Raw genomic sequence first — 25,071 nt, 5'->3', positions numbered from 1 at the left:
GGGGGTCGCACATCAGGTCGGGCAGTGGGGCGGGTCCACCGTTTCCCATGGAGGACCGGTGGCGCACGTCGAAACGCCGGGTCAGTCGTCGGGGAGGACGCGGCCGTCCTCGTCGAGCGTGAGGTGGATGCGCGCGGGCTCCTGGCTGTTGACGTCGGAGGGCCGCGGGCCCTCGGGCCCGTCGGGGCCCCAGCGCAGCAGACGGCGGGTGCGGACGATCCGGTACACGGCGTCCTGGAACTCCAGCCGGTTGACGCGCCCGACGCGGAGCGTGTCGGCGGCCCCGGCGTACGCGGCCAGCTTCGCGGCCCGCAGGTCGGCGGCCTTCCTGTCGTCCCCGCCGTCCGCAGGCACCCAGGTACGGGCATCGGTGCGCGGGTCGGCGTCCTCGGGGATGTGGCCGCGCATCCGCGGCCACATCCAGGTCAGGGCGAAGTCCAGCGACTTGCGGGCGGAATGCGGAGTGGCGTGCGGGCCGCTGACCGGCCGCCAGCCGCCGGCGGTCTGCTCGACGACGGTGAACGTCGGCGGCATCACCAGCACGTCCGGATGGGTGTCCAGGGCCCGCCGCGAGTCGGCGCGCACGTCCTCGGGGAACCGCTCGCCGGTGTAGCACAGGTCGCGCAGCGCCAGCTGTTCGTAGGCCCGGGTCGGGGTGACCGGCGCGTCCGGATCCATGACCAGGCCGTCGTCGATCTCGGGCTCCCTGGCGGCGCGGTCCCAGTCGGGTACGAGGGGCTCCGGATCGGTGGGGCGCGGCGGTTCCATACCGCCCGGGCCCGAGGCCGCGTACTCCTCGGCGCGCACGACCCGGTACCGGGTCCCGGACACTTCGAGCTCGTCGACCCGCTCACTCTCCAGCCGGGCGACGGCAGCCAGCAGCGCGCGCCGCTCCGCCCGGTCCTGCGCCTCGTCCTTGGCGTGGAACCACAGCCGCGAGTTCAGCCCGTCGCGCGCCTGCTGCGGACAGCCGGCCGTCACTTCGAGGACCACCCGCCACCGCTGGCCGTCCTCGGGGGACTGCGCCGCCACCCCGAACAGCGGGCCGCGTACCACCACATCGCCCGCACGCGCCACGGCGTCGAGCGCGTCGGCCTCCACTGCGGCCTCCACCGGCTCCACCGGCACCCGCACCACCACCGGCCGCGACCCGCGCGGCCTCATGTCCCCACGGTCCATGCCCCCATCCTGCCTACACCGGCAGGACGCCGCCCCCGATTCGCCCATTCCCCGGCCTTCGGGGTGCCCCGGGCGGTACCGTCCGGGCACCTGTGCCACCTCCCGGCGCACCCCTGACATTCGCCACTGTCCTTCCCGCCGGACGCGCGCGAGCCTCCGGCCGGGCCGGTGGACGCGTCGACCGTGTACGCCTCGGCGGACTCGCGGGCGGCCCTTGCGCAGGCCGTGCGACGCGCGGTCCCGCCGCACCGCAGGAGCTGGGCCGTCTCTTTCGGATCTTGCCGGGGGCTGCGCGCCGCCCCACCGGGCGCTGTCCCCCGAGGGGGTCCGGTGGGGCGGGATCGTGCAGCGAGGCAGCCCGCCTCAACCCTTGAATGGGGATGCTCCGACTGTAGGGCCGACCACTGACAATCCAGGGCCGGCAGGGCACGCGGGTCGAACGTATGTGCGCGCATGGGGCTCGGCGTGCCGGGCCGGCCGGTCCGGCGCACCCTGGGGGTATGCGGGACCGTACCCGATGCGAGGGGAGGCCGGACCGATGCCCACGTCCGACGGACCACAGCCCTGGGGGCCGTCCATGGAACCGCCCCCGGAGATGCTCTACGCGCCCACCGGCGAACCGCTCGACGGCGTGCGCCGGACCGCGATCCTCGACTGGACCGTGAACCAGTACATCAGCCTCGGGTGGCGCGTCGAATCGCGCTCCCCGACCCAGGCGGTGCTGGTCCGCGGCGGCGACGTCAACCACGTCCTGCACGCCATCCTGACCATCTTCACGTGCCTGCTGTGGGGCGTCGTCTGGATCGTGCTGGCCCTGGGCAACAAGAAGGAGCGCGTCGCCCTCACCGTCGACCCTTACGGCTACCTCCAGACCGTGCACGGTCCGGGCTGACCGGAACCGGCGGACCGGCCCGGAACCGGCCGACCGGCAGGAGGCCATGCACCGCCCCGCCCGGTCAGATGTCGGGGAACTCCGGGGCGATGCCCAGCGTCGGCGCGATCGTCCGCCAGATCGTCGATCGGGCCGCCGCGAGGTCCACCCGGGGATCGTCGAGCATCAGGCGGATGCCGAGACCGTCGCACAGGGCCAGTACCAGGGTGCCGAGCGCCGCGACATCGCAGGCGGTGAACTCCCCCGACCGGATGCCCCGTTCCACGGCCCCGCCGACCCACGCGTGCAGCTGGTCGTACAGGTCGACGGCCAGGTGCCGGGCCGCCGCGTCGCGCTGAGCGCGCACCCACAACTCCTGCCAGAGCTTCCAGTCCTGGCGCAGCTCGGCGTCGCTCGGCAGCATGCTCCGCAGGATGCGCGCCAGCACGACGGACGCGGGCACCGAGTCGGCGACGCCCTCGGTGTCCGTACCCGTCTGGGCGAAGGAGTGCGTCATCGCCTCCGCGAAGAGCTTCTCGCGGGTGTCGAAGTGGTAGTGCAGCAGGGCCTTCGACACCCCGGCGTGCTCGGCGACCTTGCGCATGCTGACGTTCTCGAAGCCGATGTCGGCGATGACCTCGCACGCGGCCGTGAGGATTCGCTCACGCGTCTCGAGTGCGCGCTCGGCCTTGGTCACGTTGGCTGCTCCCCGTCTCGATGCCCGCCCACCGGGCGGGTGGGCCCCGCTGCCGCGGCCACCACACCCCCATCCTCGCGCATCGCACCGTCCCCGCGGGCGCCGTAGGTGTGGAAGCCCCGGCCCGTCTTGCGGCCCAGCCGCCCCGCGTCGACCATCCGGGCCAGCAGTGGCGGCGGGGCGTACAACGGCTCGCGGTACTCCGCGTACATCGACCGGGCGATGGCCTGCACCGTGTCCAGGCCGATCAGATCGGCCAGGGCGAGCGGACCCAGCGGGTGCGCACAGCCGAGCGTCATGCCCCGGTCGATGTCCTCGGCCGAAGCGGTCCCGTACTCGGCCATGCGTACGGCGGCCAGCAGGTACGGCACGAGCAGCGCGTTCACGACGAACCCCGCCCGGTCCTGGGCGCGGACGACCTCCTTGCCCAGGACCTCGGAGGCGAACGCGTGCGTCCGCCGGACGGTCTCCTCACCGGTGAGCAGGGACGGCACCAGCTCGACCAGCGGGAGTACCGGTACGGGGTTGAAGAAGTGCAGGCCGATGACCTGCTCCGGCCGTGAGACGGAGGCGGCCAGCCGGATGACGGGGATGGAGGAGGTGTTCGTCGCCAGGACGGCGTCCCGGCGCTCCACCACCCGGTCGAGCAGGTCGAAGACCTCCAGTTTCGCCCGCTCGTCCTCCGCCACCGCCTCGACGACGAGGTCCCGGTCCGCGAGCCGCGCCGGGTCCGTGGTCACCGCGATCCGGCCGACGGCGGCGTCCCGTTCGGCGCCGGTCAGCCGTCCGGACGCCGCCGCGCGTCCCAGGGAGCGGACGATCCGCTCCAGGCCGGCGGCCGCGGCCGTACGGGTCGTCTCCACCACGACGACCTCCCGTCCGGCGCGGGCGCAGACCTCGGCGATGCCGGATCCCATCAGCCCGCAGCCCACGACCCCGACCCGTTCGACATCGGTCATCGATCCGTCCTCCCTGCTTGCGTGCCGCTGGGTGTTACCGGGTGCTTGTGCTGTCCGCCGCGCTCGCGCGCCCGGGCCGCGGTCCGGGGCCGCACCCGCGGGCGCCGCCCCGGACCGCGGGTGCGGCTCACCGCGCGGACGGCATCCGCAGAACGCCCGTACCCCGCTTGACCAGTTCGCCCGCGATGATCAGGCGCTGGATCTCGGAGGTGCCCTCCCAGATCCGGTCGACGCGCAGCTCGCGGTAGAGGCGCTCGACCGGGTACGAGCGGTCGTACCCGCGACCGCCGAAGATCTGCAGACACCGGTCGACGACGCGGCCCGACGCCTCGCTCGCCGCCAGCTTCGCGATGGCCGCCTTCGCGTGCAGCGTCTTGCGGTCGAGCACGCCCTCGTCGACCTCCCAGGCGACCTGATGGGTGTAGGCGCGGTTGACGGCGATGTCGACGGCGCAGTCGGCGAGCATGCCCTGGATGAGCTGGAAGTCGGCGATGGGCGAGCCGAACTGGCGGCGCTCGACCGCCCAGTCCCGGGCGAGTTCCAGGGCCCGCTCCGCCGCCCCGATCGTCCGGGCGGCGATCATCAGCCGCTCCTCGGTGAACCAGGCGCGCGTGATGTCGTAGCCCTGGCCCACCTCGCCGAGCACCGCCTCCTGCGGGACGAACACCTCGGTGAAGGTGAACTCGGGGTGCTCGTAGACGAAGGTGTGCATCCACCGCGGCACCCGGGTCATCTCGATGCCCGTCGTGTCCTTGTCGACGAGGAACAGGGTCGGCGCGCGCTCCTCCCCGGCGGCGGCCAGCACGATCATGAAGTCGGCGTGGTCGCCGACGGTCACGAACCACTTCTCGCCGTTCAGCACCCAGCCTTCGGCGGTCCGCGTCGCCGTGGTCCGCAGGTTCTGCGGGTCGGAGCCGGCCTCGGGCTCGGTCACCGCGTAGCAGTCCCGGCGCTGCCCGCGGATCACCGGGACGAGGTAGCGCTCGCGCTGCTCGGGCGTGCAGTAGGACAGGGCATTGGCCGGACGCCACACCATGTCCCACAGCGCGCCGGTGAGCCGGCCGAGTTCCGCCTGGACCGTGACCTGCTCCAGGATGGTGAGGCCGGCGCCGCCCCACTCCTGCGGCATGTTGACGGCCTGCAGCCCGCTGTCGAGGACCGCGTCGCGGATCTCGGTGTGGGCCTGCGGGGGCAGCCCGTTGTTCTCCTCGCAGTCGAGCTCGTACTTCGTGATGAAGTCGGTGAGTGCGCGCGCCGTGATCCGGAGTTCTTCCTGACGGGCGGTGAGGCGGAAGTCCATGTCTGTCTGTCCTCTGGGTCGTGGTCGGGGAGCGGGGTCAGGAAGTGGGGAGGGCCAGGGACCGGGTGCCGCGCTTGATCAACTCGTTGGCGATGATCAGGCGCTGGATCTCGGAGGTGCCCTCCCAGATCCGGTCGACGCGCAGTTCGCGGTACATGCGCTCGACGGGGTACGTACGGTCGTAGCCGCGCCCGCCGAAGATCTGCACGCAGCGGTCGACGACCCGCCCCGCGGCCTCGCTCGCCGCGAGCTTCGCCGTCGAGGCCTTCGCGTGCAGCGTCTTGCGGTCGGTCTCCGGCCGGTCCGCCTCCCAGGCGACCTGGTGGGTGTAGGCGCGGTTGACGGCGATGTCGACGGCGCAGTCGGCGAGCATGCCCTGGATGAGCTGGAAGTCGGCGATGGGCGAGCCGAACTGGCGGCGCTCCACCGCCCAGTCCCGGGCGAGTTCCAGGGCCCGCTCGGCGGCGCCGACGGTCCGGGCGGCGATCATCAGCCGCTCGTCGGTGAACCACTCCTTCGTCAGCTCGTAGCCCTTGCCGACACCGCCGAGCACGTCCTCGTCGGGGACGAACACATCGGTGAAGGTGAACTCGGGGTGCCCGTTCACCGCGGAGTGCATGAAGCGGGGGACCCGGGTCATCTCGACCCCGGGCGCCTGCTTGTCCACGAAGAACAGGGTCGCCGCCCGCTCGGGTCCCGCGTCCGCCTGCACCAGCAGGAAGTCCGCGATGTCACCGCAGGTCACGAACCACTTCTCGCCGTTCAGCAGCCAGCCGCCGGCGGTACGGGTCGCGGTGCTCGTGCCCGAGCCGGGGTCGGATCCGGCACCGGGCTCGGTCACCGCGAAGGCGTCGAACCGCTCGCCGCGGATCACCGGCAGCAGGTACTTCTCCCGCTGCGCCTCGGTCCCGTACGCCAGGACGTTCGCGGGCCGCCACGGGATGTCCCAGAGGCAGTTGGTGACCTTGCCGAACTCCTCCTCGACGATGACCTGGTCCAGTAGCGACAGGCCGGCCCCGCCCCACTCGGCGGGCATGTTGATCGCGTAGACGCCGGCCTCGACGGCCGCGCGGGTCAGTTCGCGGACCGTGTCCACGGGCAGCGGGCCGCCCGCCTCTTCCGACCGGTCCTCGTACCGCATCAGGAGGCGTGCGTAGGCGGCGGCGCGGGCCTTGAGGTCGGCCTGCTCGGGTGTGTAGCGGAAGTCCATGGGGCGTCAGTCCTCCAGAGCACAGGTGGTGGGGGTGGAGCGGTCAGCGCAGGACGGCCCGCGCATCCAGGGCGAGGGCGCCGTCCGGGCGCACCAGCAGGGGGTTGACCTCCAGCTCGGCGATCTCCGGGTGCGCCGCGGCGACGGTGGTGATGCGCTCGATGACGGCCGCCGCCGCGGCCACGTCGAGGGCCGGCCGTCCGCGTACGCCGTCCAGCAGCGCCGCGCTGCGCAGCCCGCGCAGCAGGGCCTCGGCCCGCCGGGCGGGTACGGGGGCCGGCGCGAAGGCGACGTCACGGAGCGTCTCGGTGAGGACCCCGCCGAGCCCGACCAGGGCGATCGGCCCGAACCGGGGGTCCTGGTTCACGCCCACGATCAGCTCGACGCCGTCCGTGAGGTCGGCCATCGCCTCGACCGAGTAGGCGGGCGCACCGAGCCGGGCGTGCATCTCCCGGTACGCGGCGAGGAGCGCGGCCCGGTCGGCCAGGCGCAGCGCCACACCACCGGCGTCGGACTTGTGCAGGACGTGCAGGGCCTTGAGCACGTACGGGCCGTCGAACCCGGCCGCCGCGGCGAGCAGTCCGGCCTCGTCCGTGATCTCGCGCGCCGCCGGGAACGGCACCCCGGCGTCGCCGAGCAGTGCCCGCACCCCGTGGTACCCCGGATCCTCCAGCGCTGCGGCGGCGGGCGGCAGCGGGGGCACGCCCAAGGCGTCCGCCGTCCCCCGGCCGGTCATCGCGGCCAGCGCGCGGGCGGCGTCCTCGGTGGCCGCGAACACCGGCACCCCGGACTCGGCCAGCACCCGGCAGCTCGGCGACCGCGGGTACATCGACTGCACGACCAGCGGCTTCGGCCGGGCGGTGAGGTGCGCGACGATCTCCTTGGCGGCCGCGGCCTCGCCGTCGGCGAGTACGGAACCGCCCGCGGGGCCGCCGCCCAGACCGCCCTCGGCGGCGGCGTACCCGCCGAAGTACCCGGTCATCAGGACCGCGTCGACCTCGTCGGAGGCGAGGAGCTCCCCGACGGTGTCGGCGTACGAGCGGGGCCGCTGCTCTCCCATCCCGGCCAGGTCCACGGGGTTGCCGACCGAGGACTGCTCCCACAGCACGCTCCGCAGCCTGTCCTGCGTCGGTGCGCCGAACTCCGGTACGTCGAGCCCCGCGTCCTCGGCCGCGTCGGCGGCGATCGCGCCGTGGCCGCCGCCGTCGGTGAAGACCGCGGTCCGCCGGCCGCTCGTCCGCACCCCGGCGCCCAGCGCGGCCAGTACGACCGTCATCTCCCGCGGCGTGCGGACGAGTTCGACCCCCGCGTCGCGGCAGGCGGCACTCACCACATCGGCCGAGGTGGTGAGCGCCCCGGTGTGTGACTGGGCGCTGCGGGCGGAGGCGGTGCCCCGGCCGGCGGTGAGGAGCACCACCGGCTTGCCCGCCGCGGCGGCGGCCGCCGCGAAGGCCCGGCCGTCGCCGAAGTCCTCGGCGTACACGGCGATGGCGGAGGTGGCGTCGTGGCGGGCGCAGTCCTCGACGAGGTCGACCAGGGTGACGTCGGCCTGGTTGCCGAGGGAGACGAACCGGGAGTAGCCCAGGCCGTGCGGCTCACCGCGGAGCTGGAGTTCGAGGGCGAGGTTGCCGCTCTGGCTGAGCAGCGCCACGCCGCCGGGGGCGAAGCGGTCCGAGGCGAGGTACAGCTCCGTGGTGTTGTCGGCGATGCCCAGGCAGTTGGGGCCCACGAGGACGGCTCCGGCGGCCCGTACCCGGGCGGTGATCGCACGCTGCCGGGCCAGGCCCGCCGGGCCGGCCTCGGCGAAGCCCGCGGTGATGGCGACGATCGCCTTCGCCCCGCAGGCCAGTGCCTCGTCGACGGCCGCCTCGAAGCCGGCGCCGGGTACGGAGATCACCACCAGGTCGACCGGTTCGCCGATGGCGGAGAGGGAGGGGGCCGCCGTCCGGCCGAGTACGGCGCCGCCGCGCCGGTTGACCAGGTGCACGGGCCGCCGGTCGGGGGCGCGCAGCGCCTGGGCGGCCACCGCGTGGCCGTACTTCGCCGGGTCGTCGCTGGCGCCGACGACGGCGACCGAGCGGGGGTCGAAGAGGGCGGTCAGATCGCGTCCCATGTCATCCCTCCACGCGGAGGGCGGAGTTGGGGCAGCTCTCGGCACAGGCACGGGCGGCGTCCTCGGTGCCGGCCGGGACGAGGACGGCGATGACGTTCGCGTAGCCCCATTCGTCGAGTTCGACCAGTTCGGGTGCCGGTTCCTGGCACAGTCCGTAGCCCTGGCAGCGGGTGGAGTCCAGCAGGAGTTTCACGGCGTTCCTTTCAGCGCGGGCAGCGGGAGGGCGGTGGCGGTGGGGGAGGGGGAGGGGGAGGGGGAGGGGGAGGGGGAGGAAGGGGAGCGGGCCGGTGGCGGAGCGGGCACGCGGGCGGGGCGCGGCGCTCCGGCGACCTCCGGCACGGCCACGGTGAGGCGCCGGCGGCCGGCCGCCGGCGTAGCGTCCGCGCACACCGGGCACGGCGCGGCGAGATGGGACCGGACGAGTCCGGGGAAGGACCGGAGCAGGCTGCCGGCGATGCCCGCGGCGGCGTCGAGCAGCCCGCAGGCACCGCGCCCGGGCAGCCCCTGCGACCAGCGGCGCAGATGGTCCGCGGTGTCCGGCCCCGCCGTCCCGGCGGCGAGTGCGTACAGGGCCTTGCCGACGGCAGCGGTGCCCGAGACGCAGACCCCGCACTGCCGGGCGCTCTCGGCGGCGAGGTGGGCGGCCGCGTCGGCGGCGGTCGTCACCGGGCAGCTGCCGGGGGCGAGGAAGCGGATCGCCCCGCACCCCAGGGCGGTGCCCGCGGCGGTGAGCGCGCCGGGTTCGAGGGGCAGGTCCAGGGCGCGGGCGTCGACCAGCCCGCCGAACAACCCGCCCATCAGCGCGCCGGTCGCGTCGGGGGTCCCGTACCGGGCCGCGAGTGCGCGCAGCGGGACGCCGTACGGGACCTCGGTGAGCACCGGCGCCGCCGGGCCGCCGGACAGCGTCACCAGGGTGTGGCGGGCGATGGCGCGCCGCAGGTCGGGCCGGGCGGCGGTGAGTGCGATCCGGGCGAGCGTCTCGACGTTGGAGACCAGGGTCGGGGCGCCGCCCACCCCTTGCTCGAACGGGCGGGGCGGCTTGGCGGCGGGCAGCGCCGGTCCGCCGTCGATCCGGCGGACCACCGCCGTCTCCTCACCGGCGACGTAGGTGTGGTCGGTCTCGACGACCTCGACGGGCAGCGGCGGCGGGTGTTCGGCGAGGGCCCGGCGTACGCTCTCGGCCGCCGCCGGGTCCGAGAGGTATACGAAGCCGCGCACGGCGCCGGTGACGGCGGCGGCGCGGGCGAGGCCGTCGAGGACCAGGTGCGGCCGGGCCCGCAGCAGCCAGCGGTCCTTGGCCGAGCCCGGTTCCCCCTCCTCGCCGTTCGCCACGACGACCGGGGAGCCACCGCGGTCGCGCACGGCGCGCAGTTTGACGGCGGCCGGGAAACCGGCCCCTCCGCGGCCGCGCAGCCCGGAGTCGGCCAGGTGGGCGAGCAGGTCCTCCGGGCCCGTGGCGTCGGCGTAGCCGCCGGTGGCCCGGTAGGCCCCGGCGCTCTCCGACGCGGCCGGGGCCGCCCCGAGGGCGGTGCCCGGCGGCTGCGCCGTCGGGAGGCGGATCGTGGTCATCGGCCGGCTCCTGTCCTGGTGGGGGTGCGCAGGCTGCGTACGGCGCTCTCCAGCGCGGCGCGGTCCTGTGCGGTGCGGCCGTATCCCGGTCCCGGGAGGCCGATGAGCATGCGGTGGTGGTCGAGGACGACCTCGCCGGCGAGCAGGGCGGCGGCGCGGTCACCCGCCCGGGACCCGGCGGCCACGCCGGTCACCAGGTCGGTGACCTCGGCGAGGTAGCGGAGCCAGCTGTGCCGGCTGCCGCGCAGGATCAGGCGCTCGACGCGCCGCCGCTCGGCGGCGGCCAGGTCCTGCGGGGGTCCTGCGGGCGCGGTGCGTGACGAGGCGCGCAGGGCGGCGACCGCCGCGGGGAGTTCTCGCTCGGGTTCGGGGGTGAGCCCGAGCCAGTCCAGACGCCGACGACCGCTCATGCGTGCCTCCGGGGAGATCAAGGTGATCGGGAGAGGAGATGGGGAGATCCGGGGGTGCGGGCCCGGGAAGGGGCCGGCCGGGCCGCACGGCAGGGTCCGCCCCGGTGAACAGGGCGAAGGGCGAAACAAGGCCGGTGCGGCGACAGGAAAGCATGTTTGCTGACCGATCGGTCAGGCAAGAATTACGCTAGCTGACCGATCGGTCAGTGAACAAGTCTTGACCCGGTGGAAATGAGCCAGCAATGTGGCTGTCCAATCGGTCAGCACGGCTTCCCGCCCCGACCGACTGTCCGCCCTGGGTCGCGCTGCCTCGGCCCGCTCTGCCTCGCCCTGCCCCCGCCTTGCCTCGCCATCGAACGCCGACACCGATCGCCGCACGCCGGCACGGAGGAGTCACCGATGCACTCAAGAGCTCCCGAATCACCGACGGGCCGCACCGGCCGCACCGGCCGATCCGAGCGCACCGCTCGCGCCGCCCGCACCGACCCGACCGACGGGACCGGCCCGCCGGGCCCCGCCGAGCCCTCCACCGGGCCCGCCGCCCGCAAGGACGCTGCTCCCGACACCCCCGGGCCGGCCCTCCCCGCGCGCTACTACACCGACCCCGAGACCGCCGCCGCGGAGACCCGGCACGTCTTCGGCAGGTCGTGGCAGCTCGTCTGCCACGAGTCCGACCTGCCGAACCCGGGCGCACGGCTCGCCGCCACGGTCGCCGACCGGGAGGTGCTGGTCGTCCGCACCGAGGACGGCGGCCTCGCCGCACACCTCAATGTCTGCCGCCACCGCGGAACCCGCCTCGTCACCACGCCCGAACCGGACGGCAAGGCGATCCGCTGCCCGTACCACGGCTGGACGTACCGCCTCGACGGAAGCCTGGTCGGCGCCCCCGAAGCACGCCAGATCCCCTGCCTCGACAAGCCGAAGCTCGGCCTGTTCCCGGCCCGTGTCGAGTCCTTCCTCGGCTTCGTGTTCGTCAACCTCGACCTCGACGCCGTACCGCTGGCCAAGAGCTGCGCGGGCCTCGCGGAGGCGGTCGGCCACTACGCGGGGGCCGACCTGGTGCCGATCGGCCGCGCCCGCATCCACGACCTGGCCTCCGCCGAAGTGCAGCAGGCCAACTGGAAGGTGGCGGTCGACAACTACCTGGAGGGCTACCACGTCCCGGTCGCCCACCCCGGTCTGATGCGGCTGCTCGACTACCAGGGCTACACCTGCGAGATCGAGCAGTCCTACGCGCTCTTCGCCTCGCCGCTGCGCGACAAGCCGTCCTCGAACTGGGCCGAACGCCTCTACCAGCGCATCGCGGCGCCCATGCCCGGCCTCGCCGAGGCCGACCGCCGGATCTGGCGGTACGCGGTCATCTACCCCAACACCCTCATCGACTTCTACCCCGACCACGTGCTGGCCTGGACCGCGATCCCGACTGCGGTGGACCGCGTGGCCGTACCCGGCGCGTTCTACACCCGTCGCGGCACCGGCCTGCGCACCCGCCTCGCCCGGCGCCTGAACATCCACATCGGCTGGATCACCAACGACGAGGACGCCGAACTGGTCGCCCGCGTGCAGAAGGGGCTCTCCACCCCCGGCTTCGAGCCCGGACCGCTGTCGCGCCGCGAATCGGCGGTCGGCTGGTTCGCCGGCCGCATCCGGGCCGACCTCGACGCCTCCTAGCCCGACCCGCCCCCACCGACCCGCCCCACCGAACGCCACCGCCACCGCACGACCGCACGACCTTACGAACGCACGACCGCACGTGCACCACGCGGCGCCCCGCCCGCGCCGCGCCCACCGCACAGACCGAGCTCCCCCCGCACCGCTCGCTCCGCCGTCCCCCTGCGGCCCCTACGGAGAGGACCCCATGTCCCCCGAGGCACTCCCCCCGACCAGACGCTCGTTCCTCCGCGCCGGCACCGCCGCCGCCCTCGCCCTGACCGCCACCGGCTGCGGCTTCTCCTCCGCCGACGACCCGGCCGGCAGGGCGACCGCGGAAGCACCCATCGACGTCAAGGTCGACGGCGACCTCGTCTACTTCAACTGGGCCGACTTCGTCGACCCCGCGGTCTTCGAGGGCTTCCAGAAGGAGTACGGCGTCAAGGTCGTCCAGTCGAACTACGACTCCATGGAGGGCATGGCCGCCAAACTCAACGCCGGCAACCGCTACGACATCATCTTCCCCACCGCGAAATGGGCCGAGCGACTCACCGCCGGCGGCCGACTGCGCACCATCGACCACTCCCGGTTGCGCAACGCCGAGGCCGTGTTCGGCGGTTACGGCTACTTCGCCGACCCCTGGTACGACCCCCGCTCCGCGCACACCGTCCCCTTCACCATGTACAAGACGGGCATCGGCTGGCGCCGCGACCGGCTCGGCGACCTGACCGGCTCCTGGGACGACCTGTGGAACGACAAGGCCAAGGGCAAGGTCTTCGTCCTCGACGACCGCGACGAGGTGCTGGGCCTCGGCGCGCTCAAACACGGCCTCGGTCTCACCACCGGCGACCCCGGCGACCTCGCCCGCGTCACCGACACCCTGCGCTCGCTCCGCCCCCGCCTGCGCGGCTTCTCCAGCGACAGCTACAACAACCTCCTCAACGGCAACGCCGACATGACCCAGGCCTGGAGCGGGGACATGGCCGCCATGCTGGCCCAGGCCGAGGACCCGGCGGTCTTCGGTTTCGAGGTCGCCCGCGAGGGCGCCCCCGTCAACTCCGACTGCTACGCCATCCCCGCCAACGCGCAGCACCCCGGCACCGCGATGCTCTTCATCGACTACATGCTCCGCCCGGAGAACGTGAAGAAGAACATCGAGTACATCGGCTACCCGATGCCGGTCCGCGGCACCGAGGACACCTACGCCGCGCTCGTCGAGCCGTTCCCCCAGTGCCTGGTGACCGCCGACGACCTCCGGGCCGACCTCTTCTTCCGCAACGGCGACGCACGGGCCGAACAGGCCCGCGACGCTGCCTGGACCGACGTGAAGGCCGGCTGACATGGCACGCACCCGACAGACCGGGACCGAGGTCCCGCCACCCCGGGACCCGGCCGCACCCTACCCACCGCCCCCGGCCCGGGACCGGACCCGGACCCGGGGCCGGTCCGGGGCCACGACACGTACCCGTGCCCGCTCACAGCCGCGCCTGTGGACCTGGCTCCTGCTCCCCGGCACCCTCTGGATGACCGGCTTCCTCGTCGCCTCGCTCCTCCTCGTGGCCACCCTCGCGCTCGGCACCACCGACCCGCTCGGCAACCCGCGCTTCGGCCTCAACTTCGCCAACCTCACCGCACTGGCCGACCCCGCCTACCGCACCGTGCTGCTGCGTTCCCTCGGCTACGCGCTGATCACCTGCCTCATCAGCCTGGCCGTGGCCTACCCGGTCGCGTACGCCATCGCCCTGCGCGGCGGCCGCTTCAAGAACCTGCTGATCGCCGCGATCGTCGTGCCGTTCTTCGCCAACTACCTGGTGCGCATGTACGGCTGGTCCGTCGTCCTCTCCGACGACGGCCCGCTGCTGCGGGCCCTGCGCGCGATCGGCCTCGCCGATGACGGCACCAAGATCCTCCAGACCGGCGTGGGAGTGATCGCCGGACTCGTCTACGGCTTCGTCGTCTTCATGATCATCCCGCTGTACGCGGCGATGGAGCGCATGGACACCTCCCTCATCGAGGCCGGCCGCGACCTCTACGGCGGCCCGCTGCGCACCTTCCTCTTCGTCACCGTCCCCGCCACCCGGCAGGGAGCGGCCGCCGGCTGCGTCCTCGTCTTCCTGCCCGCCATGGGCGACTTCGTCAGCGCCCAGCTCATGGGAGGACCCGACCAGATCATGATCGGCAACCTGATCCAGGACAAGTTCTTCCAGGGCCAGAACTGGCCGCTCGGCTCGGCCCTCACCATGCTGCTGATGGCCGTCCTGTTCCTCGGGATGCTCGGCTACCTGCGACGCACCCGCAAGGACGAGGCGGAGGCCGCCCGATGAGCACCCCGCAGCGCCGCCGGCGCGGAGCCGAGCGCCGCCCCCGCTTCGCCATCGCCGTCACCGCCCTCTTCTTCGCCCTCCTCTACCTCCCCGTCGGCGTCGTCGTCCTGTTCTCCTTCAACTCCCAAAAATCCCTCACCGTCCTCGACGGCGTCAGCCTCCGCTGGTACACGGCCCTCCTCCACGACGAGGCACTCCTCGACTCGCTCGGCATGAGCCTGCGGGTGTCCCTGGTCGCCATGGCCGGCTCGCTCGTCCTCGGCGTGGCCCTGGCCCTGGGCCTCGTACGCAGCCGCAGCCGCCTCGGGTCCTTCGCCGGCCTGATCATGCTCGTCCCGCTCATCACCCCGGAGATCGTCACCGGCGTCGCGGCGATGCTCCTCTTCAAGGGACTCGGCATCAGTCTCTCCACCACCACCGTGATGCTCGCCGAGATCACCTTCTCCATCTCCTACGTGACGGTCATCCTCCGCTCCCGCATCGCCGCCCTCAACCCGGAGGTCGAGGAGGCCGCCATGGACCTCGGAGCCACCCGCAGGCAGGCCCTGCGCCTGGTGACCCTGCCCGCACTGCTCCCCAGCATCCTCGCCTCCGCAGTGCTGATCTTCGCCCTCGTCTTCGACGACTTCGTCCTCGCCTACTTCACCACCGGCGTCGACCCGCAGCCGCTCTCCGTACGCATCTACTCGGCGATCCGGTTCGGCGTGCAGCCCACCATCAACGCCGTCGGCACCCTGATGCTGGCCGGATCCATCGCCCTCATCGTCCTCGCACTCGCCATCCCGCGCCTGTTCGGGCGCCGCGGCGGCCTCGACCTGCTCTCCGGGAAGTGACACCCATGCCCGCGACACCCGAGCACCCGACCCCCACGACCACGGCCTCCACGACCACGACCCCGCTGACCCCGACACCCATCCTCCCGACCCCCGCCGTCCGGCTCGACCGCGTCAGCAAGCAGTACCCCGCGGCGGGCGGCGCCCACGCCGTCCGTGACGTCGAACTCGACATCGCACCGGGCGAGTTCTTCTCCCTCCTCGGTCCCTCCGGCTGCGGCAAGACCACCCTCCTGCGGATGATCGGCGGCTTCTCCGACCCCACCGCGGGCAGCGTCCTCCTCGACGGCCAGGACGTCACCGGCCTGCCGCCCAACAAGCGCAACGTCAACACCGTCTTCCAGAGCTACGCACTCTTCGACCACCTCTCCCTCGCGGACAACGTGGCCTTCGGCCTCAAGCGCAAGGGCGTCGGCCGCGCCGAGATCCGCGAACGGGTCTGCGGCATGCTCGACCTCGTCCAGCTCGGGCACCTGGCGCACCGCAAGCCGCCCACCCTCTCCGGCGGCCAGAAACAACGCGTCGCACTCGCCCGCGCCCTCGTCAACCGGCCGCAAGTCCTCCTCCTCGACGAACCGCTGGCCGCACTCGACCTCAAACTGCGCCGCCACATGCAGGTCGAGCTCAAGCAGATCCAGCGCGAGGTCGGCATCACCTTCGTCTTCGTCACCCACGACCAGGACGAGGCACTGACCATGTCGGACCGCCTCGCCGTCATGAACGAGGGCCGCGTCGAGCAGTGCGGCACTCCCGAGGACGTGTACGAGCGCCCCACGAGCAGCTTCACCGCCTCCTTCATGGGCACCTCCAACCTCGTCCCCGGCACCTACCGATCCGGCCGGGTCGTCCTCGACGGCGGACCCGAACTGCCCGTCGGTCACCGGCCGGCCGTCGCCGAGGGCAGCCGGGTCAACCTTTCGATCCGCCCCGAGAAGATCTGGCTGTCCGACCTGGAGCCGGACATGGCCCGCGCCGAGGGCGTCGTCCGCGAGACGGTCTACTGCGGCCCGACCACCACCTACCTGATCGAACTGGCCCCCGGCGTCACGGTGTCCGTCCTGGAGCAGAACACCGTCCGCTCCCGCAGGGAGGACCGCTGGAGCGGCGGCGAGCGCGTCGAGATCGGCTGGAAGCCCGAACACTGCCTCGTCCTGGACTGAAGCCGCCCCGATCGAAGGACACCCCCATGAACCACGACGTCATCGTGCTCGGCGCCGGCCTGGCCGGTCTCGCCGCCGCACGCGACCTCGCCGCCGGCGGAGCCGACGTCCTCGTCGTCGAGGCCCGGGACCGGGTCGGTGGCCGCGTCGAACAGACCGAACTCCCCGACGGCCGACTGGTCCAGCTCGGCGGAGAGGTCGTCGGCCGCGCCCACACCGCCTACCTGGCCCTCGCCGCGGAACTCGGCCTCACACCGGTCCCCAGCTACGTCGCCGAACCCGGCGCCCTGACCCGAGCCACGCCCGAAGCGGTCTCCGCGGGCGACCCGCCCCACTGGTTCGGCCCCGGCGACGACACCTGCCACGAGAAGGTCACCGCCGCCTTCTGCGCACTCGCCCGCACCGTCGACCCGGACGACCCCTGGTCCCACCCCGACGCGACGGCCCTCGACCATGCCTCGGTCGGCGGCTGGCTGCGCGCCCAGGGAGCCACCCCGGCCGTGGTCCGCCTCTGGGAGATCGGTCAGCTCGCCCTGGCCGACGGCTCGTACGAGCGGACGTCGCTGCTCGCCGCCCTGCGCAAGCACGCCGCCGTACCCGGCCCCGACCACTACGACTACGAGGCCTGGGAGGGGCTGCGGGTCGCCGAGGGCTCCGCGACGGTCGCCCTGCGCATGGCCGCCGCCCTCGGCGGACACATCCGTACCGGATCCCCTGTCCGGGCCGTCACGGTCCGCCGGCCGGGGCGGTGCTCCGTACGCCTGGCCGGAGGCGAGACACTCACCGCGGGCGCCGTGGTCAGCGCCCTGCCCGTCGGCCCGCTCCGCCAGGTCTGCGTCACCGGCGTCTCCGAGCAGCGCCTCGCCTCCCTGCACCGGCAACGCCAGGCGCTCGCCGCCAAGTTCGTGGCCGCGTACGACCGGCCCTTCTGGCAGGGCCTCGGCCGCAGCGGCCTCTCCGAATGCGAAGGGGTCCTCGGCAGCACCTGGCCGCAGAGCGACGGCATCCTCTCCGCCCTCGTACCGCCCGAGAGACTCGGAGTCCTGCTCGGCATCCCCGCCCCGCTGCGCACCCGCGAACTGCTCGCCGACATCGCCCGCCTCTACGGCGACGAGGCGTACCGGCCGCTCGCCACCCACGTCCGGATGTGGGGCACCGACCCGTGGACCCAGGGGTACGTCACCCAGTGGACCCCCGGCGACGTCACGGGCGTCGGCCCCCGCCACGGCACGCACGAACCCCCCTTCTACGTCTGCGGATCCGACCAGTGGGTGGCCGGCTACATGGAGGGCGCCGTACGCACCGGCCGCGACACCGCCCGCGAGGTGCTGAGCCGTGGCTGACACCGGAACCGGCACCGAGGCCGGCACCGAGACCGGTATCGAGGCCGGTATCGACACCGTGCTCAACCACATCGCGGGCGCGGACCGGCCCGCCGCCTCGGGCGCGACGATGGAGCTGGTCGACCCGGCCACCGGCGCCGTGCACGGCCTCGCCCAGCGCTCCGGCCGGGCCGACACGGACGCCGCCTGCAGGGCCGCCGCAGCCGCGTTCGCGCACTGGTCCACGACCACCCCGGCCGTACGCCAGCGCGCCCTGCTCGGCATCGCCGACGCCATCGAGGAGCACGCGGACGCGCTGGTGGCAGCCGAGACCGGCGACACCGGAAAGCCCGCCCGCCAGTTCCGGACCGAGGAACTGCCCGCGATCGTCGACACCGTCCGCTTCTTCGCCGGAGCCGCGCGCAACCTGCCGGGCCTCGCCGCGGCCGAATACGCCGAGGGCCGTACCTCCGTGCTGCGGCGCGAACCGGTCGGAGTCTGCGCCCAGATCACCCCCTGGAACTATCCGCTGATGATGGCGGTGTGGAAGATCGCCCCGGCGATCGCCGCCGGCAACACGACCGTGCTCAAGCCCGCCGACACCACCCCCTCGTCCGCCGCGCTGCTGGCCCGCATCGCGGCCGCCCACCTGCCGCCGGGCGTGCTCAACGTGGTCTGCGGCGATCGCGACACCGGCCGCGCGCTCACCGCGCATCCCGAGGTCGCCCTCATCGCGGTCACCGGCAGCGTGCGCGCCGGGCGGGAGATAGCCGCCGCAGCGGCGGCCGACCTCAAACGGGTCCACCTGGAGCTCGGCGGCAACGCCCCGGTCCTCGTCCACGACGACGTGGACGTCGAGGCGACGGCCGCCGCCCTCGCCGCGGTCGCCTACTACAACGCCGGCCAGGACTGCACCGCGCCCACCCGGTTCCTGGTGGACCGACGGGTGCACGACGCGTTCCTCGCGGCCTTCGCGGCCGAGGCGGGCAAACTGCGCACGGGCGCCCCGGACGAGCCGGACGCCGACTTCGGCCCGCTCAACAACGCCGCCCAGCTCGGGTCGGTACGGGCGCTGCTCGACCGGCTGCCGCGGCGCGCCGAGATCGTCACCGGTGGCGCGCGCCTCGCGCGGCCCGGCTTCTTCCACGAACCGACCGTCGTGGCGGGTGTGCGCCAGGGCGACGAGATCGTGCAGGAGGAGATCTTCGGGCCCGTCGTGACCGTGCAGTCCTTCACGGACGAGGCGGAGGCCCTGCATCTGGCCAATGACGTCCGCCACGGCCTCGCCGCCAGTGTGTGGACCACCGACCACGACCGTGCGATGCGTGCGACCCGGGCGCTGCACACCGGGATCGTCTGGGTGAACACGCACGGCACCACCGTCTCCGAGATGCCCCACGGCGGGGTAGGGCACTCGGGTTACGGCAGCGACCTGTCGATGGCGGGCCTGCTGGACTACACCCAGGTCAAGCACGTCATGCTGTGAGCCCGTCCGGAGCCTCCGGGTGGGCGGCGGCCACCTCGGCCAGCAGCTCGGGCAGCGAGCCGGGACAGTGCCGCAGCCGGGAGCCGAGCGCGACCCACCGCTCGGCGGACACGCCACCGTCGCTCCAGCGGGCCAGCAGGGCGGCCGTCTCCACGTGGAGGGCAGCACGGCCGCTCCACGCGGCGTGCGAGACCGACCCCCAGCCGGACCCCTGGCCGACCCAGGAGGTCAGCAGGCTCGCCGGACGCACCAGCGGGGCCGCCTCGAACGCCGACAGCTGCCCGCGCTCGATCACCGCGCCGAGGTGGTCGAGGGTGGCGGCGGCCGGATCCTCGCGGGCGTCGAAGGCGACGGTCATGGTCCGCAGGGCGTGGCGCGCCGAATCGGCGCTCGCCCCGAGCGGGCCGGTGTCCCCGGGCGGCTTCCACGCGGGCAGCCAGGTGGACCGAGGCGGCCGGTACCGCTCCGGGGGCGCCGGCTCGGGTGCCGGTGGCGGCAACGGGCGCCCGGGACGGGCCGGCTGCCCGGTCCGCAGGACGACCGCCACCTCCGGCGGGCAGTCGGGGCGCCCGGCCAGTACCTCCGCGGCCGTGCGCGGCAGCCGGCGGCCGAGCCGCGCCGCCGCGATCAGGGCCCAGTCGATCCGGTAGGGCTCCCTCAGGATGTGCTCCGTCGCGCGGCGGACCACCCTGGGCGCCCGATCCCCGCGGTGCGCCGCCCGCAGCGCCCGCAGCAGTGCGCCGGTGCCGAGCCGGAGTTCGAGGGCCGTTTCGAGGAAAGGTTCCGGATCCGCCTCGCCGCAGGCCCGGGCGATGTCGGCGTCGGTCGGGTCGTCGTGGCCGGTCGGCTCGGCCGCCACCGCCCGCACCCGGGCCGTTCCGCCGTGGGCGCGTAGGGTCGCCCAGGCGGCGGCCCGGGTGGTCGGCCGGTGCTCGCCCCGCCGGTCGACGAGGGCGGCCGCCACGAGATCCGGGTCGCCCGACAGGAGTGCCGCCTGGTGGTGGCCCGGGTGGTACCCGCGCCCCAGGGCGGCGGCCGCCGGGTCCCGCAGCCGCAGCAGACGCGTGGTCCCGTAGTCCACCTGGTCGTTGTCCCGCAGCGCGGCGTCGACCTCGGGGATGTCCAGGGCGCACAGGGCCCGCTGCGTGTCACCGCTGCGGACGGCGCCCGCGAGGGCGGCCTGCAGCCGGGCGCCGCCCAGCCGCAGGATCGCCTCGGTGACGGGGGTGGGCGGGTCGAACCCCATGTGGAAGAGGGCGGGGTCGACGCCGAGCAACGCTTCCAGGGCGGCGGGGCGCTGATGGTAGGGGAGCAGGGTGGCCAGGCAGGTGAGGTGGAAGCGCACCGTCATCCGCTCGCTCCGGGAAGGCCCGTCCGCCGCCGCCCCCGCCATCGCCCACGTCCCGTCCGTCCCCCGGGGTGCCGCCCCCGGCCCGGTCTCCGCACCCTAACAAGATCAACCGTTCAGGGAGGCCATCAGCTCGGGTGCGTAACGGTCGCCGGCGGCCACACCGTGCGGCGCCACGGCGTCGATGGCGGCCAGCTCCGCGGGGGTGATCGTCACGGCGGTGGCGGCGACGTTCTCCTCCAGGTAGCGGCGGCGCTTGGTGCCCGGGATGGGGACCGCGCCCTGCTGGAGGGTCCAGGCCAGGGCGAGCTGCGAGGGGGTGACGCCCTTCTCGGCGGCGAGCCGGCGCACCCGGTCCACGACGGCGAGGTTGCGGTGGAAGTTCTCGCCCTGGAAGCGGGGGTCGGTCCGGCGGAAGTCGTCCGCAGCGAAGTCGTCCGGGCCGGTGATGGCGCCGGAGAGGAATCCGCGCCCGAGCGGGGAGTAGGCGACGAGCCCGATGCCGAGTTCCCGGAGGGTGTCGAGGACGCCGTCGTGCTCGATGCCGCGTTCGAAGAGGCTGTACTCGGTCTGTACGGCGGTCAGCGGGTGCACGGCGTGGGCGCGGGCGATCGTGGTGGGGGAGACCTCGCACAGTCCGATGTGGCGGACCTTGCCGGCCTCGACCAGCTCGGCCATGGCGCCCACGCTCTCCTCGATCGGCACGTTCGGGTCGACGCGGTGCAGGTAGTAGAGGTCGATGTGGTCGGCGCCCAGGTGGCGCAGGGAGCGGTCGGCCGAGCGGCGGATGTACTCGGGGGACCCGTTGTGGCCGAGGAGAGTGCCTTCGTCGGAGAACTCGATGCCGGTCTTCGTGGCGACCACGGCGGCCGCGCGGCGGCCGGACAGGGCCTTGCCGAGGAGCTGTTCGTTGCGGAAGGGGCCGTAGCCCTCGGCGGTGTCGAGGAGGGTGACGCCCAGTTCCAGGGCGCGGTCGATCGTGGCGAGCGACTCGGTCTCGTCGGTGGCGCCGTAGTGGGCGCTCATGCCCATCAGGCCGAGGCCCTCGGCGCCGACCTCCAGGCCCTGGCCACCCAGTGCGCGGATCTCCATGGTGTGCTCCTCATCAGATGTAACTAACTGGATAGATAGAGTCTGCGACGTGCCGGTTCCGTTTGTCAATAACCGGATAGTTACTTGCTAGGCTGCGGTCCATGGCACGGGATTCCCAAGCGACCAGGACGCGGCTGCTCGACGCGGCCTTCACCGAGTTCGCGACGTACGGCATCGCGGGGGCGCGCGTCGACCGCATCGCCGAGACGGCGCAGGCGAACAAGAGGCTGATCTACGTCTACTACGGCAACAAGGAGCAGCTCTTCGACGCCGTGCTCCAGCAGGCCCTGGAGACGGGCTCGGAGTCCGTCCCGTTCGACGCCGACGACCTGCCCGGCTACGCGGGGGCGGTCTTCGACCACCTCGTCGAGCGCCCGGCGCTGATGCGTCTCGTGCTGTGGAAGCAACTGGAGCGCCCGGGCTCCGCGGACGCGGAGTCCTCCTCCTACGCGGGCAAGATCGAGGCGGTGCGGCAGGCGCAGGAAGCGGGCCGCATCGACGCCCGGCTGGCCCCGGCCGATCTGCTGACGCTGGTCATGGGCCTCTCGCAGGCCTGGTTCGGCGCGGTGGGCGGCCCGGCGGCCGGGGGAGGGCCGGACGCCGACTGGGCCGCGGAGCGGCTCGCCGAGCACCGCACGGCGGTGGTGGAATCCGTACGCCGGCTCACCGCCCCCGGCGCCTGACCGTCCTCGGGCCCGGACGGCGGCCTACGGGTGGCCGAGGTCGGCGCGGCCGCCGGGCCACCGGAACCGGCAGCCGTCGCAGTGGGCGAGGGGCCGGCGGCACGGCTGCGCAATATCCGTGGACGGACCCGACGGTGGTCAAGTAACGTCTGGCTCCGGACCACGCCGCGTGAGACGAACGGAAGGAGGCGAGTGCCGTGCAGTCCTCAACCATCCAGCGCTCCCTCCCCGTTACCCCGGTGTGGTACGTCTGATCCGACCGGGAGCGCTCCTGCCGTACACCTCCCGGAGGAACCCGTGACCGATACGGTCATCCGCGCGCTCGACGAGAGCGACGCCCACCTGTTCGACGCACACCCCGACCCGCTGAACGCCCGCGCCGCTCACCAGCGGACCACGCACCGCCCCGACTGGAAGCGAGTGGCCCTGCGCGACGGCACCGTCGTCGCCCGCGGCGCCTGGTGGGGCGGCCCCGATGACGAGCAACCCGTCAACCTCAACTGGTTCGACGTCGCCGAGGGCGAGGTGGAGGCCGGGGCCGAACTCCTGCGCTCCGCCCCGTGGCAGGTCGAACTCGAACTCAACCTGCCCGGCGACTGGCGCGAGCGCCCCGAGCTCGCCGCCGCCGCCGAAACCCGCTTCGCCGCCGCCCGGGCCGCCGGGTACGAGCTCCTGGTGGAACGCTTCCTGTACCGCTGGACCCCGGAGCGCGGACTGCCCGAGCGGCCCGGTCGCCTCTTCTTCACCCCCGAACCCGACGACACGGTCTTCTTCGACGCGCTGCGCCGCATCCACTCGGCCACGCTGGACGCCCACTCACTGAAGGCCATCGAGGAGGGCGGCCTCGACCGGGCCGCGCGGGAAGAACTCGAATTCTTCCACTGGTGCCCGTCCCCGCGTGAGTGGTGGCAACTCGCCCACACCCCGGAGGGCGAGCTGGCCGGCATCCACATCCCGGCCCACAACCCCTCCGGACCGACCATCGGCTTCATCGGCGTTCTGCCCGAACACCGCGGCCGCGGCTACGCCTACGACCTCCTCGCGGAGTGCACCCACTTCCTGGTGGAACACGGCGCGGAGGCCGTCACCGGCGCCACGGACCGGGGCAACTTCCCGATGGCCGCGAACTTCACCAGGGCCGGCTTCCCCGTGGTGCGCGAGCGCATCAACTTCCACCCCGCCCCCGGGGCCGTGTCCTAGGACGGCATGAGGCCGCGGACCGCTCGCTCCGCATCCGTCCCTCGCGCACTCAGGTGCGGGGACGCGGAGCGAGCTGTTCGCGCACCCATACGGGATCGGGGTTGGTGTGCGGCCGCCCGGCCACCATGACGGTCGGCACGGTCTCATTGCCGTCGTTGGCCGCCCGGACCGCCGCCGCCCCGGACGGGTCGCGCCAGATGTCGACCCAGTGCAAACGGCCGGCGTCGCGCCCCAACCGGATCCGCAGCCGGAGGCAGTACGGGCAGCCCGCCCGCCAGTGGACGACCGGCCGGCCGTCGAGCGCGCTGCGGCGCTGCGTCTCCGCCGCACCGATCGATCGCGGGAACGCCAGCGGCGAGTGCAGGCCCGCGAGCAGCACGAACAGCACCAGCAGGGGGACGGCGGCTCCGGCGAAACCCCTGACGGCCAGCGTGGCCGCGACGAGCGCACCGCACACCACGAGCAACAACGGCAGGATCCAGGCGCGCATCATGAGGACGAAGGCTATCCGGAGCCCCGCGTGATCCCTTTGCGCCGCCTGCCTCAGATCCGCCGGAGCGTCATCTCACCGGTGGCTTCCCGCAGTTGCGGCGTCTGAGCCTGGATCAGGTGGAACAGGGCCTCCCGGGCCAGGCGGCCCGCCGTGTTCCCGTACTGCACGGCGCGGCCGCCGGTCGCCGCCACACAGGCGGTGGCGGCCCGCACTCCCAGGTCCAGGGCCGCGGCCCGGTTCTCGATCCGGGCCGGTACCTCCTCCTCGGGGGCCAGCTCGTCGCGCAGGGCGTACGCCTCGGTGCGCAGCCGGGCGCCCTCCTCCGCCAGCCGGTGGGCGAGGTCCTCGTACGTGGCTCCGGCCCGGGGCGCGGCCGCCAACAGCAGGTCGACGGCCGCGCGCAGATGGCCGAAGACGGCCGGGTTGGTGTTCGCGTTCTCCAGATCGTAGGACCGGGCCCACTGCGACCTGGGCCCGATGGAGATCACGTCGCCCGGCGGTACGACGACGTCCCGCAGTTCCACGGCCGCCGTGCGGGTCGCGCCCATCGCCCACAGCGGTGGCGATTCCACGGCGCACAGGCCCCGGCCCGGTTCCGTCCCGCAGTCGACGCGCACGAACAGGGCCTGGTCATCGGCGGTGACGGCGCCGAGGACCGCCGTGTCCGTGATGCCCCAGCCGGTCATCCAGGGCACCCGGCCGCGCAGCCGCCACCCCCCCTCGGACCGCTCCGCGGACACGGGCGGCTGAGGATGGCGCAGGTACGCGAAGCCGGCCGTGGCCTGCTTCACACCCGTGGCCAGGTCGGGCAGCCAGCGGTCGCGCAGGGGAGCGTTGGCGCTCTTGGAGAGCGCCTTCACGAGGCCGAAGTGCTGGGTGTAGACGAACCAGGTGGACGGATCCACCGCGGCGAGGATCTCGTGGACCTCGCGGACCACCTGCTTCCTGGTGCAACCGCTGTCCGGCGACGGCTCGTACTCGAGGATCCCGTGGGCGCCGCTGCGGGCCAGTTCGTCCAGATGGGCACGGGAGACGCCCTGCACGGCGGTGCGTTCCGCCTCGGGCCGCAGTACGGCGCTCGCGACGCGTGCCACCGACTCGACCAGCGGCTCGGCCGCCAGTTCCGCCGGCGTCCCCAACTGCGTCCCGTCGCCCGGTAACCCTCGCAACTG

At 73.6% G+C, this 25,071-nt stretch carries 23 protein-coding genes; 10 read left to right on the top strand and 13 right to left on the bottom strand.

Annotated elements, in window-relative coordinates:
- Positions 1-81: 81 nt before the first annotated feature.
- Positions 82-1,164 (bottom strand): DUF5954 family protein, encoded by a 1,083-nt coding sequence (locus OG373_RS01685; RefSeq protein WP_405435317.1) that lies wholly within the window; start codon positions 1,162-1,164, stop codon positions 82-84.
- Between the two features lie 553 nt (positions 1,165-1,717).
- Here OG373_RS01685 and OG373_RS01680 point away from each other — a divergent pair.
- Positions 1,718-2,071 carry a hypothetical protein gene (locus OG373_RS01680; RefSeq protein ID WP_405435316.1) on the top strand — a complete coding sequence of 118 codons (354 nt, stop codon included), beginning with the start codon at positions 1,718-1,720 and terminating at the stop codon, positions 2,069-2,071.
- Between the two features lie 64 nt (positions 2,072-2,135).
- Here OG373_RS01680 and OG373_RS01675 read toward each other — a convergent pair whose 3' ends face one another.
- The 8 genes from OG373_RS01675 to OG373_RS01640 form a co-directional block, all read right to left on the bottom strand.
- Positions 2,136-2,747, bottom strand: coding sequence for a TetR/AcrR family transcriptional regulator (locus tag OG373_RS01675; RefSeq protein WP_405435315.1), 612 nt, complete (start codon positions 2,745-2,747; stop codon positions 2,136-2,138).
- Positions 2,744-3,706 carry a 3-hydroxybutyryl-CoA dehydrogenase gene (locus OG373_RS01670; protein WP_405435314.1) on the bottom strand — a complete coding sequence of 321 codons (963 nt, stop codon included), beginning with the start codon at positions 3,704-3,706 and terminating at the stop codon, positions 2,744-2,746. Before OG373_RS01670 ends, OG373_RS01675 begins: the two co-directional genes overlap by 4 nt.
- 127 nt (positions 3,707-3,833) lie before the next feature.
- Positions 3,834-5,006 (bottom strand): acyl-CoA dehydrogenase family protein, encoded by a 1,173-nt coding sequence (locus tag OG373_RS01665; protein ID WP_397730255.1) that lies wholly within the window; start codon positions 5,004-5,006, stop codon positions 3,834-3,836.
- A 37-nt stretch (positions 5,007-5,043) separates the two neighbouring features.
- The gene (locus tag OG373_RS01660; RefSeq protein ID WP_405435313.1) at positions 5,044-6,216 is read right to left on the bottom strand and encodes an acyl-CoA dehydrogenase family protein; all 1,173 of its coding nucleotides are present in this window, start codon (positions 6,214-6,216) and stop codon (positions 5,044-5,046) included.
- A gap of 43 nt (positions 6,217-6,259) precedes the next feature.
- Positions 6,260-8,329: an acetate--CoA ligase family protein gene (locus tag OG373_RS01655; RefSeq protein ID WP_405435312.1), complete on the bottom strand. Its 2,070-nt coding sequence runs from the start codon at positions 8,327-8,329 to the stop codon at positions 6,260-6,262.
- Between the two features lies 1 nt (position 8,330).
- A complete protein-coding gene (locus OG373_RS01650; protein ID WP_397730260.1) occupies positions 8,331-8,522 on the bottom strand; it encodes a ferredoxin in 192 nt (63 codons plus the stop codon).
- Entirely contained in the window at positions 8,519-9,898 is a 1,380-nt protein-coding gene (locus tag OG373_RS01645; protein ID WP_405435311.1) for an NADH-ubiquinone oxidoreductase-F iron-sulfur binding region domain-containing protein, read from the bottom strand. Before OG373_RS01645 ends, OG373_RS01650 begins: the two co-directional genes overlap by 4 nt.
- Positions 9,895-10,308 carry a hypothetical protein gene (locus OG373_RS01640; RefSeq protein ID WP_405435310.1) on the bottom strand — a complete coding sequence of 138 codons (414 nt, stop codon included), beginning with the start codon at positions 10,306-10,308 and terminating at the stop codon, positions 9,895-9,897. Before OG373_RS01640 ends, OG373_RS01645 begins: the two co-directional genes overlap by 4 nt.
- Before the next feature lie 399 nt (positions 10,309-10,707).
- Between OG373_RS01640 and OG373_RS01635 the strand changes: the two genes are divergently transcribed.
- From OG373_RS01635 to OG373_RS01605, 7 genes are all read left to right on the top strand, one after another.
- Positions 10,708-11,979, top strand: a complete 1,272-nt coding sequence (locus OG373_RS01635; RefSeq protein ID WP_405435309.1) for an aromatic ring-hydroxylating dioxygenase subunit alpha — start codon at positions 10,708-10,710, stop codon at positions 11,977-11,979.
- Positions 11,980-12,166: 187 nt separating this feature from the next.
- A complete protein-coding gene (locus OG373_RS01630; protein WP_397730267.1) occupies positions 12,167-13,297 on the top strand; it encodes a spermidine/putrescine ABC transporter substrate-binding protein in 1,131 nt (376 codons plus the stop codon).
- A gap of 1 nt (position 13,298) precedes the next feature.
- A complete protein-coding gene (locus OG373_RS01625) occupies positions 13,299-14,282 on the top strand; it encodes an ABC transporter permease (protein ID WP_405435308.1) in 984 nt (327 codons plus the stop codon).
- Positions 14,279-15,115: an ABC transporter permease gene (locus OG373_RS01620; RefSeq protein ID WP_397730270.1), complete on the top strand. Its 837-nt coding sequence runs from the start codon at positions 14,279-14,281 to the stop codon at positions 15,113-15,115. The genes OG373_RS01625 and OG373_RS01620 overlap by 4 nt, the downstream gene beginning before the upstream one ends.
- A gap of 5 nt (positions 15,116-15,120) precedes the next feature.
- On the top strand, positions 15,121-16,275 hold the full coding sequence (locus tag OG373_RS01615; protein ID WP_405435307.1) for an ABC transporter ATP-binding protein: 1,155 nt from the start codon (positions 15,121-15,123) through the stop codon (positions 16,273-16,275).
- Between the two features lie 26 nt (positions 16,276-16,301).
- Positions 16,302-17,618 (top strand): flavin monoamine oxidase family protein, encoded by a 1,317-nt coding sequence (locus OG373_RS01610; RefSeq protein ID WP_405435306.1) that lies wholly within the window; start codon positions 16,302-16,304, stop codon positions 17,616-17,618.
- 109 nt (positions 17,619-17,727) lie between these two features.
- Complete coding sequence (locus OG373_RS01605; RefSeq protein WP_405443899.1) at positions 17,728-19,083, top strand: aminobutyraldehyde dehydrogenase; 1,356 nt, start codon at positions 17,728-17,730, stop codon at positions 19,081-19,083.
- Here OG373_RS01605 and OG373_RS01600 read toward each other — a convergent pair.
- Positions 19,073-20,434 carry a hypothetical protein gene (locus OG373_RS01600; protein ID WP_405435305.1) on the bottom strand — a complete coding sequence of 454 codons (1,362 nt, stop codon included), beginning with the start codon at positions 20,432-20,434 and terminating at the stop codon, positions 19,073-19,075. The genes OG373_RS01605 and OG373_RS01600 overlap by 11 nt on opposite strands.
- A 105-nt stretch (positions 20,435-20,539) precedes the next feature.
- Positions 20,540-21,523, bottom strand: a complete 984-nt coding sequence (locus OG373_RS01595) for an aldo/keto reductase (RefSeq protein ID WP_405435304.1) — start codon at positions 21,521-21,523, stop codon at positions 20,540-20,542.
- Positions 21,524-21,624: 101 nt separating this feature from the next.
- Here OG373_RS01595 and OG373_RS01590 point away from each other — a divergent pair, with 101 nt between their 5' ends.
- Positions 21,625-22,206: a TetR family transcriptional regulator gene (locus OG373_RS01590; protein ID WP_397730280.1), complete on the top strand. Its 582-nt coding sequence runs from the start codon at positions 21,625-21,627 to the stop codon at positions 22,204-22,206.
- Positions 22,207-22,503: 297 nt separating this feature from the next.
- The gene (locus OG373_RS01585; RefSeq protein WP_405435303.1) at positions 22,504-23,406 is read left to right on the top strand and encodes a GNAT family N-acetyltransferase; all 903 of its coding nucleotides are present in this window, start codon (positions 22,504-22,506) and stop codon (positions 23,404-23,406) included.
- A gap of 49 nt (positions 23,407-23,455) precedes the next feature.
- Here OG373_RS01585 and OG373_RS01580 read toward each other — a convergent pair whose 3' ends face one another.
- Together OG373_RS01580 and OG373_RS01575 are read right to left on the bottom strand one after the other, a co-directional pair.
- Positions 23,456-23,899, bottom strand: a complete 444-nt coding sequence (locus tag OG373_RS01580; protein ID WP_405435302.1) for a glutaredoxin domain-containing protein — start codon at positions 23,897-23,899, stop codon at positions 23,456-23,458.
- Between the two features lie 50 nt (positions 23,900-23,949).
- The gene (locus OG373_RS01575) at positions 23,950-25,068 is read right to left on the bottom strand and encodes an acyl-CoA dehydrogenase (protein WP_405435301.1); all 1,119 of its coding nucleotides are present in this window, start codon (positions 25,066-25,068) and stop codon (positions 23,950-23,952) included.
- Positions 25,069-25,071: the final 3 nt, after the last annotated feature.

It is taken from the genome of Streptomyces avidinii (assembly GCF_045161815.1).
Lineage (GTDB): Bacteria > Actinomycetota > Actinomycetes > Streptomycetales > Streptomycetaceae > Streptomyces > Streptomyces avidinii.
This window is presented reverse-complemented; position numbering and strand designations above follow the sequence as displayed.